Annotated in this window: 13 protein-coding genes and 1 pseudogene; 4 read left to right on the top strand and 10 right to left on the bottom strand. The window is 57.1% G+C overall.

The window, feature by feature from the left end; all coding sequences use genetic code 11:
- Positions 1-128: 128 nt before the first annotated feature.
- Positions 129-365: pseudogene (locus tag ACJ8IM_RS20750) on the top strand (DUF3313 family protein); the annotation flags it as partial.
- Between the two features lie 604 nt (positions 366-969).
- On the top strand, positions 970-2466 hold the full coding sequence (locus ACJ8IM_RS20745; protein WP_200761765.1) for an aldehyde dehydrogenase family protein: 1497 nt from the start codon (positions 970-972) through the stop codon (positions 2464-2466).
- A 293-nt stretch (positions 2467-2759) separates the two neighbouring features.
- Here the strand turns inward: ACJ8IM_RS20745 and ACJ8IM_RS20740 are convergent, their stop codons facing one another.
- Complete coding sequence (locus ACJ8IM_RS20740; RefSeq protein ID WP_033634660.1) at positions 2760-3572, bottom strand: trypsin-like serine peptidase; 813 nt, start codon at positions 3570-3572, stop codon at positions 2760-2762.
- A gap of 293 nt (positions 3573-3865) precedes the next feature.
- Complete coding sequence (gene asr / locus ACJ8IM_RS20735; RefSeq protein WP_033648431.1) at positions 3866-4141, bottom strand: acid resistance repetitive basic protein Asr; 276 nt, start codon at positions 4139-4141, stop codon at positions 3866-3868.
- Between the two features lie 185 nt (positions 4142-4326).
- On the opposite strand from asr, the gene ACJ8IM_RS20730 reads away from it, so the two are divergent.
- Positions 4327-5232 (top strand): alpha/beta fold hydrolase, encoded by a 906-nt coding sequence (locus ACJ8IM_RS20730; RefSeq protein ID WP_033653066.1) that lies wholly within the window; start codon positions 4327-4329, stop codon positions 5230-5232.
- Positions 5233-5401: 169 nt separating this feature from the next.
- Here ACJ8IM_RS20730 and ACJ8IM_RS20725 read toward each other — a convergent pair whose 3' ends face one another.
- From ACJ8IM_RS20725 to folM, 4 genes are all read right to left on the bottom strand, one after another.
- Complete coding sequence (locus ACJ8IM_RS20725; RefSeq protein WP_033653067.1) at positions 5402-6901, bottom strand: carboxypeptidase M32; 1500 nt, start codon at positions 6899-6901, stop codon at positions 5402-5404.
- 34 nt (positions 6902-6935) lie between these two features.
- Positions 6936-8240 carry a two-component system sensor histidine kinase RstB gene (gene rstB / locus ACJ8IM_RS20720; RefSeq protein ID WP_033648428.1) on the bottom strand — a complete coding sequence of 435 codons (1305 nt, stop codon included), beginning with the start codon at positions 8238-8240 and terminating at the stop codon, positions 6936-6938.
- Positions 8237-8962 (bottom strand): two-component system response regulator RstA, encoded by a 726-nt coding sequence (rstA, locus tag ACJ8IM_RS20715; RefSeq protein ID WP_033653068.1) that lies wholly within the window; start codon positions 8960-8962, stop codon positions 8237-8239. The genes rstB and rstA overlap by 4 nt, the downstream gene beginning before the upstream one ends.
- A 75-nt stretch (positions 8963-9037) precedes the next feature.
- The gene (folM, locus tag ACJ8IM_RS20710; RefSeq protein ID WP_033634654.1) at positions 9038-9760 is read right to left on the bottom strand and encodes a dihydromonapterin reductase; all 723 of its coding nucleotides are present in this window, start codon (positions 9758-9760) and stop codon (positions 9038-9040) included.
- Between the two features lie 184 nt (positions 9761-9944).
- On the opposite strand from folM, the gene ACJ8IM_RS20705 reads away from it, so the two are divergent.
- Entirely contained in the window at positions 9945-10355 is a 411-nt protein-coding gene (locus ACJ8IM_RS20705) for a hypothetical protein (protein WP_033648426.1), read from the top strand.
- Between the two features lie 99 nt (positions 10356-10454).
- Here ACJ8IM_RS20705 and ACJ8IM_RS20700 read toward each other — a convergent pair whose 3' ends face one another.
- The 4 genes from ACJ8IM_RS20700 to ydgH form a co-directional block, all read right to left on the bottom strand.
- Complete coding sequence (locus ACJ8IM_RS20700) at positions 10455-10850, bottom strand: pyridoxamine 5'-phosphate oxidase family protein (protein ID WP_033653069.1); 396 nt, start codon at positions 10848-10850, stop codon at positions 10455-10457.
- Between the two features lie 33 nt (positions 10851-10883).
- Positions 10884-11369 carry a hypothetical protein gene (locus tag ACJ8IM_RS20695; RefSeq protein WP_033653070.1) on the bottom strand — a complete coding sequence of 162 codons (486 nt, stop codon included), beginning with the start codon at positions 11367-11369 and terminating at the stop codon, positions 10884-10886.
- Between the two features lie 225 nt (positions 11370-11594).
- Positions 11595-12986, bottom strand: coding sequence for an amino acid permease (locus tag ACJ8IM_RS20690; protein WP_033648423.1), 1392 nt, complete (start codon positions 12984-12986; stop codon positions 11595-11597).
- Between the two features lie 244 nt (positions 12987-13230).
- On the bottom strand, positions 13231-14181 hold the full coding sequence (gene ydgH / locus ACJ8IM_RS20685; protein ID WP_004938291.1) for a DUF1471 family protein YdgH: 951 nt from the start codon (positions 14179-14181) through the stop codon (positions 13231-13233).
- Positions 14182-14274: the final 93 nt, after the last annotated feature.

Genomic DNA, 14274 nt, shown 5'->3' with positions numbered 1-14274 from the left:
AAGAAACGGTCTAAATAGGCTGATTCAAGGCATTTACGGGAGAAAAAATCGGCTCAAACATGAAGAAATGAAATGACTGAGTCAGCCGAGAAGAATTTCCCCGCTTATTCGCACCTTCCTTAGACCCTCTGGTGGGAGGGCCTTACAATATTGTGCAATCTATCCGTGGTGAGGAAGGATTATTCAACGGCTCAGTGAATTATGTTGTGGAGCTTTATGATGCTTCTAACCATAGCCTTCTCAACGCCTACGTGGCCAGACAGTATCCGAATGCCATGAATATCGGTGCAAGTATCGGCTCGCTCAACGCGGCCGAGGTGGGAATTGACAAAGGTGCGGAAGAACTGGCTGAGATGTTGAATTAATTATGCTCAATGTGCTGATGGTGAAGCTGAATTACCGCCCTTAATGGCGAAAAGATATTTTACCAGAGCCGCCGACAGATAAACATGAGCGAGTCAAGTGGGTATATTAATCTACAACGGAGACAGTGCAATAACATACATCGGCTATCAGAGAACATATGTTTGAGCGCAGTGGAAGGAGGGATGATGACGGTGGGCCGGTTTATAGTGATATTTACAATCATAGACATTTCATTTCTTGTGTTTGTTGTCTTACTGATTTTGTAAACGACACTGATATTTATAATTGGCAATGGATAGCTCAGCGGGTTTTTCTGGATGCATTATGGGAATACGGCATTTTTGCCTTATGCTCCACACAGCGGCACCTATTCTGAAGAGGTCGCGCATCAGTATTTGAAAGCGGAATGAGATGTTATCTGGCTTTTTTTATAAAAACGGTCAGTCGCCAACTTTTTGATGAGCGCGTTGGCGGAAAGCAAAGCAAGGTAAACCACAGTTACTGATAAATTTAACCCTCTCATCGGAGAAGATAGGGCATCATAATCTCAGTGATATTTGATGAATTATTTAAATGATAAATTTGTATAGGAGTAGCTTAATTATGGCAGATGAATATAGCATGCAATCGCAAGCGTCCTCTTGGCAGAGCGTATTACCCATTTCTCGTAATCTGTATTATGGCGGAAATTGGCATGCTCCCGTCGGAGGTGAAGTCAGAGCAGTGAATAGCCCAGGAACCGGAACGGAGTTATGCAAAGTTGCAGAAGCTGACGAACGCGATGTATCTTCCGTTATTGACGCCGCCAGAAATGGATTTCAGCTGTGGCGTCAAGTCAAGCCACTCGAAAGAGCAAAAACACTTCGAAAAATGGCTGCTGTAATACGCAGCAATTTACGCGAGCTGGCGTTGCTTGATGCCATTGACTGCGGAAACCCTGTGCAGATGTTATATGGGGATGTGGCTGCGGCGGCAGAACTGCTGGACTTCTTTGCGGGACTTGTCACCGAGATGAAAGGAAGCTCAATCCCAATGGGAGTCGGGACCGTTAATTTTTCGACACGGGAGCCCTATGGTGTTGTTGCGCGAATAATTCCTTTCAACCACCCGCTATTGACGTGTGCGGGGAAAATAGCTGCGCCGTTGGCGGCAGGAAATGCCGTTATAATTAAACCCTCAGAGCAAAGTCCGCTCTCGGCGCTGAGACTGGCTGAGCTCTTTCACGAACTGTTGCCGCCAGGGGTCTTCAATGTGGTGACAGGAGGGAAGGCCGTTGGCGCTGCACTCTCGCAGCATCCAGGCGTTTCAATGATCACTGTAGTCGGAAGCATACCTACGGGGCGGGCGGTAATGCGTGCAGCCGCGGAAACGATAAAACCGGTGCTGCTTGAGTTAGGTGGAAAAAACGCCCTCATTGCCTTCTCTGATACTAATCCAGATCAAGTTGCCGATGCTGTGATACGTGGTATGAATTTTGAGTGGTGCGGGCAATCATGTGGTTCAACAAGCCGGGCATACATTCATAGCGATATATATGAGGATGTTATCGAAAAGGTTGCATCGCGCGTGACTCGATTTAAACCAGGCATACCGTCAGACCCTGAAACCACCATGGGGGCATTGATTTCTCAGGCTCAATTAAGCCGCGTGGAATCTTATGTTGAGCAGGCAAAGCTCGCTGGGGCACGGCTTATTGCCGGAGGCTCGAGGCCCGCACATGAATCACTAAAGAACGGCTGTTTTTTTGAAGCAACTGTATTTGCTGATGTAACCATGGATATGGATATTGCACGGGAAGAAATTTTTGGTCCCGTGTTGTCCATTATAAAATGGGATGACAAGAAAAGTCTTATTCAACAAGTGAATCAGTTGGATCTTGGGCTAACTTGTTCTATATGGACTGACAGCCTGCAAGACGCGAATCAATTGGCTCAGGATGTTGAGGCAGGGTTTGTGTGGATAAATGATGTGGCTAAACATTTTCTTGGTGCTCCATTTGGTGGTGTAAAACAGTCTGGGATTGGCCGAGAAGAGTGTTTGGGTGAGCTTTTGGCCTTTACCAGGGAAAAGAATATACATATCAATTTCACACCCAAATAAGTTGATTTGATACGGCATCGATTTTATGTAAAGGGAAATATAAGGAGTTTTCACGATGAGATTTCTGAGCATTTTATTAGAACCAAAAAGATAGAGTTATTTATATGTCATTATTGCCTCAGATTATTCCCCCAGAGCATGGCAATATTTTCAATCATTGGCATGATACAAAGAACTGTCGGGTTTTAATCAAGGCGATAATGGCATATTTCTTAACATTAAAACCCTCTTTCTCTCGGATTAAACGCTGGTTAAGGGAGATCGCCTGAAACCAGCGCTTGTTGAGATAAAGGCTATTTGCCCGCCGCCAGGGCGTCCAGTGCTTCCCGGATGCCGGGCACCGCCAGGGCGCGGTTATCGGCGCGGTAGCGATCTTTCGCCGCCGGCGCCGAGCTTTGGATGGCGATCAACTGCCAGCCGTCGGCGGTTTTCAACAGCAGCGGTGAGCCGCTGTCGCCGGGCAGGGTATCACACTGGTGCGACAGTACGCCTTGCTGGGCCCAGCCGGTGACCTTGCAGTTTTGGTGGCTGTAGAGGTCATCCAGATGATCCTCCGGGTAACCCGCCTGAGTAATCAACCGCTTGGCCTGTTTCAGGGCCTGGGTCAGCGCCTTGCTGTCGCCTTGCCACAGCGGCAACGGTGCGATCGGCAGCGGCTTTTTGTCTTTCAGACGGATCAGCGCAAAGTCATAAGCGGCGGCGGCGGGCGGCACGATCCAGCCATCGCCGTCCGGCTTCAGCTTTTTGCCCAGCTTGCTGTCGACCAGAGTTTCGATATTGTCGGTTTGATACCGCCAGGATTTATCGCCCGCCACGAAGCGCAGGGCGATGGCTTTATCCAGTTGCCCCGGCGGCGCCAGCACGCAGTGGCCGGCGGTCAACGCCAGGTGTGGGGAGATCAGCGTGGCGGTACACAGATTGCCGCTGGCGGTTTCGACCTGGCCGATGGCCTGCCAGGGCTGGGCGGTGGTATCCGTGACCTTGATGCGTTCATCTTTGCCGAAAAACAGACGCGTTTGCTCGGCCTTGGACGGGCCGTCGGCGCGTGCCGCCTGAGCAGCGATGAGCGGGAGTGAGCACAGCAACAGTAAAACGGATTTGCGCATAGATCTCTTGCCTGACAAATACGGATCATCCATAAACACACTGAATGCTAACTATAGACTGATTTAGCATCCGTGTGGATGGGCAATAATTGATTTTTCAATAATTTCCCGCCGGCGATGCGGCAGGCTACAGGTAAAAAAAGACGGCGATCAGTCCGCAAAGGATCAGGGCGGTCAGAACGATCTCGAACAGGTAGCGGCGCAGCATCAATGCGAACCCCCGATGAAAAAACACCCGGCGAACCGGGTGTTGTACACGTCAAGCCTGAAACGGTGAGGGGATCCTCACGTTGTTACGCCTTTTTGTGGCTGGCTTTCTTGTGGTGTTTTTTAGCCGCCTGGGCTTTTTGGGCCGGGGCTTTCGCACCGGCTTTTTTGTGATGCTTTTTGGCCGCCTGAGCTTTCTGAACCGGGGCTTTCTTGCCGTGGTGTTTCACCTGGGCTTTAGCCGGCGCAGCGGTGGCGGTGGTTGCGCTAGCCGCAGGTGCGGTGGTGGCAGCCTCGGCAGCGAAAGCTACGGAAGACAGACCCATTGCAGCGGCAACAACCAGAGCTAATACTTTTTTCATCGCAGAATCCTCAATATGGCTTTTGGGTATCAACCCCACTGCGGGGCCGTTGAAATGATAGTAGGCAAACGGCGTCCGCCTTTCCGTGAGTGATTGGTTTCGGCATGTAACCTAATGTACAGGGCTGCGGTGGGGAGTGGGATTGCTGTTATAATGACCGCCAGGCACGGTAAAAAGGATTTAACATGAACGAGATATCAATTCGTTGTGGCGTGACCGAACAGGGCGAGGTGCCGCTGGCCTATGAGGACTGGGGTGATGAGGCGCACCCGCCGCTGCTGCTCATCATGGGGATCGGCGCACAGCTTTTGCTGTGGCCTGACGACTTCTGCCGCGCCCTGGTGGCCAAGGGATTTCGGGTGATCCGCTATGACAACCGAGACGTCGGCCTTTCCGGCAAAACGCAGGCACAACGTACGCAGCCGTTGTGGCTGCTGATGTTGCGCGCCCAGCTCGGTTGGCAAACGCCGGTGCCTTATACCCTGGCGGACATGGCGGCGGACGCGGCGCATCTGCTCGATCATTTACGCATTCCGCAGGCTCACGTACTGGGCGCTTCGATGGGGGGGATGATCGCCCAGGTGCTGGCCGCCGAATACCCGCAGCGCGTCGCCTCGTTATGCATCTTGTTCTCCAGCACCAATCAGCCGCTGTTACCGCCGCCGGCCCCTTCGCTGCTATGGCTGTTGGTGCGCCGGCCTGCGGCCGATTTGACGCTGCAGCAGCGCCACGAGGGGATGAAAACCTTCCTGCGCGCGCTCGGCACCCGATTTTATCCGCCGGAGGAGGCGGAGCTGGATACGCTGGTGGCGCGGTTGCTGAAGCGAGGCGTGGATCCGGAAGGCATGCAGCGGCAACTTTCCGCGTTGCTCGGCAGCGGCGATCTGCGTCGTTATAGCCGGCGCATAGCCGCGCCGACGCTGGTTATTCACGGCGATCGCGATCGGCTGGTGCGCAAGGCGGGTGGGGTTGCGATCGCCCGTGCGGTCGCCAACGCCAAATTGCATATCATGCCGGGCATGGGGCATGACCTGCCCGCGCCATTGAGGCCGAAGCTGGCGGCGATGATCGCCCGTCATGCGCTGGGATGAGAGGCCGGAAAGCCCGGCGTTTTTTGCTATTTTAGTTACAACATACTTATGGTGAGTAGCCAGCCGCCACTCTGTGGCCAAGGCGTTGTCGGCAAGGAATGCGCGCTATGAAACATTATCCGGTCATGCAGGCGGGAAAAGGGCGCGGCCGGGGCCGCGCCAGGAGAGATTACAGGTAGCGGGTTTCCAAATGCTGACGGAAGTAGCGCGGGTTGAGCGCTTCGCCGGTCGCGTTGGCGATCAGCGTTTCGGTCGGGAAACGGCTGCCGTGGCGCCAAATATTGTGCTGCAACCAGTGGAACAGCGGCTGCAGGTTGCCGGCGGCGATATCTTCGCTCAGCGAAGGCAGGGCCTGACGCACGCTGTGGAACAGCTGCGCGGCGTACATCGCGCCGAGGGTGTATGTCGGGAAGTAGCCGAAGGCGCCGTCGGTCCAGTGAATATCCTGCATGCAGCCGTTGCGGTAGTTGCCGATGGTGTCGAGGCCGAGATAAGCCTGCATCTTCTCATTCCACAGCGCCGGAATGTCTTCCACGTCGATATCGCCTTCGATCAGCGCTTTTTCAATTTCGTAGCGCAGGATGACGTGGGCAGGATAGCTCACCTCGTCGGCGTCGACGCGGATCAGGCCCGGTTTAACGCGCTGGTTGAGGCGAATAAAGTTGGCCTCTTCCAGCGCCGGCTGTTCGCCAAACTGCGCGGTGACCAACGGACGCAAGATCTTCAGGAATTCATTGCCGCGCGCCAGCTGCATTTCGAACAGCAGGCTTTGCGATTCGTGGATAGCGGTGGAACGAGCCAGGGCGACCGGCTGGCCGAGCAGATCGCGCGGCAGGTTCTGCTCGTAGCGGGCGTGGCCGGTTTCGTGCACGATGCCGAGCAGCGCGGTCAAAAACTCTTTCTCGTTGTAACGCGTGGTGATGCGCACATCTTCCGGCACGCCGCCGCAGAACGGGTGGGCGCTGACGTCGACGCGGCCGTTGTCGAAGTTGAAACCGAGCAGCTTCATCACGCTGAGGCTCAGCTGGCGCTGGGTGTCTACATTGAACGGACCCTGCGGCGCCTGGCAGGGCTCGTTAGCCTGTTTGGCCACCACGCGCTGCAGCAGATCCGGTAGCCAGGTTTTCAAATCGCCGAAGATGCGGTCGAGATCGCTGCTGCGCATGCCCGGTTCATACAGGTTTAGCAGGGCGTCGTAACGGCTGGTGCCGGCCGCCTGCGCGCGGATCTGCGCTTCTTCCCGGCTGAGCTTGACCACTTCGCGCAGGTTGTCGGCGAAGCCGTCCCAGTCGTTGGCCGGGCGCTGGGCGCGCCAGGCGTGTTCGCAGCGTGCGCCGGCCAGCGATTTGGCTTCGACCAGCGCGGCCGGCAGCAGCACGGCGTCTTCATATTGGCGGCGCATTTCGCGCAGGTTGGCGCGGTCGAGTTCGTCCAGCGTCTCTTGCTGCGCGCGATCCAACAGCGCGCCGGTGCTTTGTGCCGTTAAAATCTGGTGCTGCAGCACGCTCAGCTCGGCCAGCGCTTCGGAGCGCGCCTTGCTGCCGCCCGGCGGCATCATGGTTTGCATGTCCCAACCGGCGATGGCGGACAGGTGGCCGAAACGCGACAGCCGGCTGAACAGGGCGCGCAGGTGATCGTAAGCAGACGTGTTGGAATGTGCAGATGTCATTATTATTCGGCTCCAATGAGAAGGTCTGGCGGCATTACGCCAGATCGGCTTTTAAACTGAATGTCGGCTTCACCGGCCAGCAGAAACGGAAGCTGGCGCCGCCGAGCGAACTGCCTTCGACGAACACCTGTCCCTGGTGGGCGACGGCGATGGAATGGACGATGGCCAGCCCCAGCCCGCAGCCGCCGGTAGCGCGATCGCGGCTGGGATCGAGACGGACGAAAGGTTCAAACACCCGTTCGCGCTCTTCCGGCGGAATACCCGGCCCGTCATCCTCGACCTGCAAGCAGGCGAGGTCGCCGTCAAACCACAGGCCAACGCGCAGCCGCTGTTCGGAATAGCGCAGCGCGTTGTTGACCAGGTTGTCGAGCACGCGCTCCATCAGGCGCAGATCGACGCCGCCGAAGTCGCCGACGTGCGGGATATCGAGCTGGATGTCGCGATCCTGATGGATCAGGCGGATATCATCGACCTTGTCCTCGAGCCACTTTGGCAGATCGATGGGTTCAATGTTTAACGCAACCTGCGGACGGTCCAGACGGGCATAGGTCAGCAGCTCGTCGATCAGCGACTCCAACTGGCCGATATCGCGGTTCAGCGCCTGCTGCTCGCTGTCGGACAGGTTATCGCTCATTTCAAGCCGGTAACGCAGCCGCACCAGCGGCGTGCGCAGCTCGTGCGCGATGCCGTCGATCAGCTGTTTCTTGCTGGCGATCAGGGTATTGACGTTGTCGGCCATCTGGTTGAACGCCACGCCGAGCCGGCTCAGGCTGGAGGTGGGATCGAAGTGGGTGCGTTCATCCAGATGCCCGGCGCCGAGCCGCTGGGCGGCGTTTTCCAGCTTGAGCAGGTCTTGCCAATGCGGCCGCATCCACAGAAACACCGGCAGCGCCAGCGACATGCCGATAAACACCAGCAACACCAGATCCAGCAGGCGCATCTGATGCAGGTAGAACAGATAAGGAATGGGGCCGACCACCAACACATAGTGGCTGCGCGGAATGCGCTGCATAAAGGTGTACTGATCGTCGAGGGCGATGATTTCCCCCAGCCGCAGCCGCTTTTTCAGATCCTCGCTCAGTTCCTGTTTGCCGAGCGGTTCGATATGCAGCTTGAATGACAGGTTGAGATCCAGCGTGGCGATGGTCTTGTTCCAGTCCTTCAGCGGGATTTCGCGCAGCTCGCTGCGCATCAGGTACAGCGAACTTTTCATCAGATCGTCCATCGACTGGCGGCCGGCGCGCTCGGCGGTCACTTTGTACACCAGGCCGACCAGCATCGCCATCACCAGAAAACAGACGAACAGCAACAGGAAGAACTGGACGAAAAGTTTTCTCATTGTTGCACCGATGCCCAGGCGTTAGGGGCGAACAGATAACCTTTATTGCGCACGGTCTTGATACGGAACGGCTCCAGCGCGTTGTCGTACAACTTGCGGCGCAGGCGGGAGATCGCGACGTCGATGCTGCGGTCCATACCGTCATAGCTCACGCCGCGCAGGTTTTGCAGCAGCGCCTCGCGATCCATGATCTGCCCGGCGTGGGTCGCCAGCTCCCACAGCAGATCGAAATCCGAGGTGGACAGCGTGACAGTTTCTTCGCCCAGCGTGACCTGCCGGTTGACCGGATCGATGCACAATAGCCCGAAATGCAGCGCGTTGTGCTGGGTAAGCGGCTGAACCGACTCTTCTTTCGGCTGTTGGCCGTGTTGGCGCAGGTGCAAACGCAGGCGTGCCAGCAACACCGCCGGCGGCGTGGTTTTCAGGATATAGTCGTTGGCGCCCATCTCCAGCGACAGGATATGGTTCATGTCGCTGTCGAGCGAGGTGAGCAGTACGATCGGGCCGGGGAAGGTGGGGCGCAGATCGCGGCACAGCGTCATGCCGTCTTTGCCGGGCAGCATGATGTCCAGCAGCACCAAATCGGGTTGCTCGCGCGCGATGCGCGCCTGCGCGCTGTCGCCGCGCGGTTCGATCAGCACCTCGATGTCGTGTTTGCCCAGATAGGCGGCGATCAGTTTGCCGACTTCGGGATCGTCTTCCACAAAAACAATTTTATGCATATGCCCGTGTTTTAATAAGAAAAGCGGATTTCAGCATAGCGCGGCCCGCGGCGATGCGCCATGCGGATCTTGGCCTCAGCGCAGCGGCCGGCCGCCGTCGACGCCGTGGGTGCGGCCGGTGACGTAGCGGCTCTCCAGCAGGTAGTTCACCAGGTTGACCACTTCGCTCTCGCCCGGCGCGACCTTCATCAGCGATTTCGCCAGCGCCTGCTGGCGATAAGCCTCGTCGTCGCCAGGATTGAAGATGATCAGCGCCGGCGCAATGGCGTTGACCTTGACCTCCGGCGCCAGCTTGCGTGCGAACGAACGGGTCATATTATCCAGCGCGGCCTTGCTGGCGGCGTAGGCGATATGTTTGTCGCTGCCTTTTTCCACCACGTAGTCGGTGAGATGGATAATGTCCGCGCCGGCCTGGCCCTGGCCGGTCAGGCAGGTTTCAAGCAGTTGGTTGAGCAAATAGGGCGTATAGACGTGAATTTGCAGCATCGCCGCCATCACCTGTTCCGGCGGCACCTGCGGCGACTCTGCCTGCCAGGCGCTGGCGTTGTGGATCACCGCGCGCAATTTGGGCGCCACCTGCCGCACCTGGTCGGCGAAACGGTAGATGCCTTCGTGCGTGGAAAAGTCGCCCTGAATGCAGCAGGCGCCCAAGGCTTTCAACTCGGCCATCGCCGGATATTCGCTGCGATAGGCGATGATGACGGGAACGCCGCGCTGGAGAAACGCTCTGGCGAGCGCCAGCCCGATGCGCCGCGCGCCCCCGGTAATCAGCACCGGGGCAGAGTTGGGGTGTTCCATTGATTAAAGCTCCTGGACAGACTGGCAAACAATAGGGGAATTATGCCATCATACGGCGGAAAGTCGTTAAAGCTTCGCATGATTATCCATTTCTGGATGTAAGATCCCCAATGCATTTCAGGTTGTCGCCCGGCGGCGGCTTGAAAGACCACGGGTTAACACTGGCCATGAGAGGAATGAGGGGATGAACAGCAATCACCTTGCATCCATCGCGCGCAGTGAGAAAATCTGTTTCGACTATATGGATTTTCTGTCCGCATCGTGCAGGAAGCACTGGCGCTTTGTTGATGCTATTTATGGTGTGATGCCGATCTTCGGCATGGTGTTGAAATCGCGCGTGACCACGTCACAAACGCGCAAAGAGCAGTTGAAAGAGCTGGCGCTGCAGGTGGTGTCAACCCAGGTCAGCGATGAAACCAACATTGTGCGCCTGATTGACCTGGCGCAGCAGCAGGGTCTGACGGTATTTGATATTCAGCTGCCCTATGAGCTGGAGGCGCAGCAGCTGGCGGCCATTCAGAAAGAGTGCGCGGAAGGCATCGCGATCGCCCTGGTGGGTGAGCGCATGACCGTCACCATTCCCCCTAAAAGCTGACCGGGAATCAACCCGGCCACTCGTTGATGGTTAGGCAATTGACTTGCCGCGATAGCCTAACCATGAACGTGATATTCCGCGCCGCGTAGCGGCCTGCCTTTAAAGCCGGGTCCCGGCATTGGGGCCGGAGCGTAGGGTATAAATGCCGTCTATATGAATCAGCACTGCGTATTTCGGCGGCTTTATTCCATTTTTTTCTGCAAACGCCAGCGCATCGTCAAACGGCTTGCCTGCCAGGAACAGTTCCGGGGTGCCGACGAAGCGGTAACCGTCCAGCGCCTCGCGATCGATAACCACGACGGCCATTTTCGATCCTTCCCTGATATTTTGCAGCGTCTGGCCGCCGGTATTTTCGTTGTAAATCAGCGTACGGTCGTCATACAGGCGCAAAGAGCGCTTGGGGCCGATATCGGGCATGCCGCTTGGGCTGCTGGTCGCCTGCACAGGCAGCTGTTTGGCCAGCATCTTTTTCATCTCATCATTCAATTCATTCATTGGCAGATTACCCCTCAGGTCGTGGTGGCGTTGTTAATGCACGGTGGCGGAATGGTTCGCCGCGGGCGCGCAGACGCTGGTTTCCGGCAGCCGGTGCTCGCGCAGCGCCTGCAGCGTTTCAATTCGGAACCGCAGCAGGTGCCGTTCGGCGATCTGCTGCATCTGTTCGCACAGCGAGGTGTCGTCCATCAGTTGCTCGATGGCGAGCCGGGCCTGATGCACGTGGGGTTCTACGCCGCGAAGCGGCTTTTGCCGTAGGCGCAGATGGGTGATGTTGTTGAACGTGACGATCAGCGCGGCCAGGGTGGATTCGAAAAGATGCAGTGCGTCAAACCGTTCGGTATATTCCGCGTTTTGCCAGGGCCGCTCGGCGACGAGCGCCTGAGCGGCCTCCAGCGCCTGCTGGTAGTGCGCCATCGCCAGGCGATCGCGCCGCTGATTGAATGCCGTGTTGCCCTCGGCGATCAGCGCTTCCCAGGCGGTAAACAAGGGTAATGCGTGCAGCAGTTTTTCAGCCATGAAATGCCTTCCATTTTCAGCCGGTCTAAACCCGCCTCCTGACGCCTCTCGGCAGGGGGCGCTCGCGTCTTGCCGTTAATGCTCAGATGATAATGATAATTAATTGCATTTAAGATCGCAAGAGGAGCAACTGACGGATCAACAACGGGTAGCGGGGTAACGGGGAAAGAAGAAAGAAGGGGGAAACGAAATGCGGCTGACGGGCAGCCGCATTGACAGGCGATTTTAGTGCAGCATAAGCCAACCGGCAGGCAGCGTGGCCGCCAGCAGCAAGAAGATGCTGCTCTTTTCCAGCCGGTTGAGCAGATTGATGTCCCGATGGCCGCGGCGGGCATACATGAACACCAACAGCCCAGGCGCATACAGCAGCACCGACATCAGCAGGTGCATCAGCCCGGAAGCGTACAGCAGCCACAGGCCATAGACGCAGGCGCCGGTGGCGGCGAAGATCAGGCGTTTGTCGCGGCGGCGGTAAGCCACCTTGAACAGAAACGCGCCAACCAGGAAGTAAGGCACCAGGATCATTTCCGAAGCGATGGTCAGCAGCGAGTTATAGTTGCTGCCGGTCAGCCAGATCAGCACCAGCGCCAGCTGCACCGCGATGTTGGTCAGCCACAGCGAAGAGGACGGGGCATGATGGCGGTTCTGCTTGCCGAACACGCGCGGAAACGCGCCGTGCTGCGCGGCCAGCAGCGGCACTTCCGCCGCCATGATGGTCCAGCTCAGGTAGGCGCCGCACACGGAAATGATCAGGCCGGCGGCGATGAGCACGTCACCCCACGGGCCGATCAGTTCCACCATCAGCACCGCCATCGACGGATTGCGCATTTCGGCCAGTTCGCTGCGCGGCACCACGCCCAGCGACAGCAGCGTCACCATCAGATACACCGCCAGCGCCGACAGCACCGCCAGCATAGTGGCGCGGCCCACGTCTTTCTTATTGCGGGCGCGAGCGGAAACCACCACCGCGCCTTCCACGCCGATAAACACCCACAGGGTGATCAACATGGTGTCCTTGACCTGTTCCCACACTGGCTTGCCGAGGGCGATGCCTTTGAAATCCAGCGTGAACACGTCCATTTTAAAGGCGATCGCCGCCAGAACGGCGAACATTCCCAGCGGCAACAGCTTGGCGAGGGTGGCCGCCAGATTGATGCTGGCGGCGGTTTGCACGCCGCGCAGCACCAGCGCGTGCACGATCCACAGCAGGGCGGATTCGGCGATCAGCGCTTGCCAGGTATTGCCGTCACCGAGAATCACGCTGCCGCCGCGATCGGTGAAGATACTCAGCGCCGCGAACACGATCACCAGATACGAGACGTTGGCGATCACGGCGCACAGCCAGTAACCCCAGGCGGAGCAGAAGCCCACCAGCTCGCCGAACCCTTCCTTGGCGTAGGTGAAAATGCCGCCGTCCAGATCCGGACGCAAACGCGTAAGCAACAGCATGGCGAAGGCCAAAAACAGAATGCCGACGCCGGTGATCCCCCAACCCAGCAGCAGCGCGGCGGGGCTGGCGACCTGCGCCATGTTTTGCGGCAGACTGAACACGCCGGCACCCAGCATTGAGCTGAGCACCAAAGCGGTTAGCGCGGTAAGACCGAGTTTTTTTTCCAATGACGGATCCTGAACGCAGAATAAACAACTGGAAGGGAACTGCTTGGTGGCAACAATGTATTAACTACCACTGCGCGAATAGACAATAGCCCTAAAAATTGGCGCAAATTTTACGGAGGGATGATTAGAGATGCAATGATTGAATATGCGGAATTTACAAAAAACTATTCAACGTGCGATGAAAAAAGCGGCAATAAAAACGGGCAGCTCAAGGGCTGCCCGATGGTAAACCGAAAAGCGGGTTTTATTTGAACAGATCGGCGCTGACGGTCAGGTTGCCGCCGCTCTTGTTCTGCCACTGGCGGGTGACGTGGTAGTACTTGGCACCTTTCTCGGCCGCGCGTTTCGCCACTTCGGTGGAGACATCGGTCATGCTGTTGAAGTGGCCGGTGAAGGTGACGGAATCGAACGGCACCATCTGCGCGGCGGTCACGTTGTTCACTTCCTGGATCTTGGTGCCGTTAGGCAGCGTGACGGTATAGCGTTGGCCGGTAGAAGACTGGGTTTCAAAGAAACGGCCCACTTCGCGGCTTGGCGAACCGGAAGACGCGACGCCAGGAATTTCGACTTTCGCGGCAGCGGCGCCGCCGGCGGCCAGCGCGGCGCGGCCGGCGTCAGAATCGGCCGGAATGGCGTCCGGGCTCTGCACGCGGCGTTTTGGCGCATCGGCCTTATAGATGTAGGCGGTAACGAACTGGTTGCCGCCGGAGTTGGCGTCAACCTGGCGCACGATGAAGAACGAGGCGGCGCCTTTTTTCTTCGCTTCTTTGGAGATAGCGTCGTTGATGTCCGGCTGGCTGCGGTAGAAACCGCTGACGCTCACGGTATCGTAAGGCTCCAGCAGGTAGGCTTCCTCTTTAGGCAGTTCGTTCACGCCGTTAAATACGCGGTATTTTGGTGTTTTGCTCACTTCTGGCGCATCTTTATGATAAAGGTCTGCGGTGACGCGCCAGTTGCCGCCGTTGTTGCTGTTGTTGCTGTCCTGGATATAGAAGGAATCGGCACCCAGTTTGTCTGCACGGCGGGATACGGCGTCGACGGCTTCATTGATGGCATTGAAGCGGCCGGTAATCGTGATGCGATCAAACGGCTTCAGCGCCGCTGCTTTCTCAGGAGTTAACTCTTGCGCCGCATGAGCAGACAGCGCGGTGAGTGATAACAAGGCTGACGCGATGATCGTGGTCTTCAGCTTCATAAAAAATCCTTTCGCCTAGCGCATTAACGTTTATAACGTACTGAACTGTTTAAGTGTAATTCAGCCGTCGATTATTACATGTAATTCTGAAAA

Origin of the sequence: Serratia sp. CY33525, from assembly GCF_052169115.1 — a bacterium.
Classification (GTDB): Bacteria; Pseudomonadota; Gammaproteobacteria; order Enterobacterales; family Enterobacteriaceae; genus Serratia; species Serratia sarumanii.
Note: the sequence above shows the minus strand (reverse complement) of the source record. Positions and strands in the feature narration are given on the sequence as shown.

Excerpts from the sequence above, each read along its gene's own strand:
- ACJ8IM_RS20740 (WP_033634660.1), bottom strand. The coding sequence starts at position 3,572 with ATGCGCAAATCCGTTTTACTGTTGCTGTGCTCACTCCCGCTCATCGCT.
- rstB (WP_033648428.1), bottom strand. The coding sequence starts at position 8,240 with ATGAGAAAACTTTTCGTCCAGTTCTTCCTGTTGCTGTTCGTCTGTTTT.
- ACJ8IM_RS20725 (WP_033653067.1), bottom strand. The coding sequence starts at position 6,901 with ATGACATCTGCACATTCCAACACGTCTGCTTACGATCACCTGCGCGCC.
- folM (WP_033634654.1), bottom strand. The coding sequence starts at position 9,760 with ATGGAACACCCCAACTCTGCCCCGGTGCTGATTACCGGGGGCGCGCGG.
- ydgH (WP_004938291.1), bottom strand. The coding sequence starts at position 14,181 with ATGAAGCTGAAGACCACGATCATCGCGTCAGCCTTGTTATCACTCACC.
- ACJ8IM_RS20745 (WP_200761765.1), top strand. The coding sequence starts at position 970 with ATGGCAGATGAATATAGCATGCAATCGCAAGCGTCCTCTTGGCAGAGC.
- rstA (WP_033653068.1), bottom strand. The coding sequence starts at position 8,962 with ATGCATAAAATTGTTTTTGTGGAAGACGATCCCGAAGTCGGCAAACTG.
- ACJ8IM_RS20700 (WP_033653069.1), bottom strand. The coding sequence starts at position 10,850 with ATGAATGAATTGAATGATGAGATGAAAAAGATGCTGGCCAAACAGCTG.
- ACJ8IM_RS20705 (WP_033648426.1), top strand. The coding sequence starts at position 9,945 with ATGAACAGCAATCACCTTGCATCCATCGCGCGCAGTGAGAAAATCTGT.
- asr (WP_033648431.1), bottom strand. The coding sequence starts at position 4,141 with ATGAAAAAAGTATTAGCTCTGGTTGTTGCCGCTGCAATGGGTCTGTCT.
- ACJ8IM_RS20695 (WP_033653070.1), bottom strand. The coding sequence starts at position 11,369 with ATGGCTGAAAAACTGCTGCACGCATTACCCTTGTTTACCGCCTGGGAA.
- ACJ8IM_RS20730 (WP_033653066.1), top strand. The coding sequence starts at position 4,327 with ATGAACGAGATATCAATTCGTTGTGGCGTGACCGAACAGGGCGAGGTG.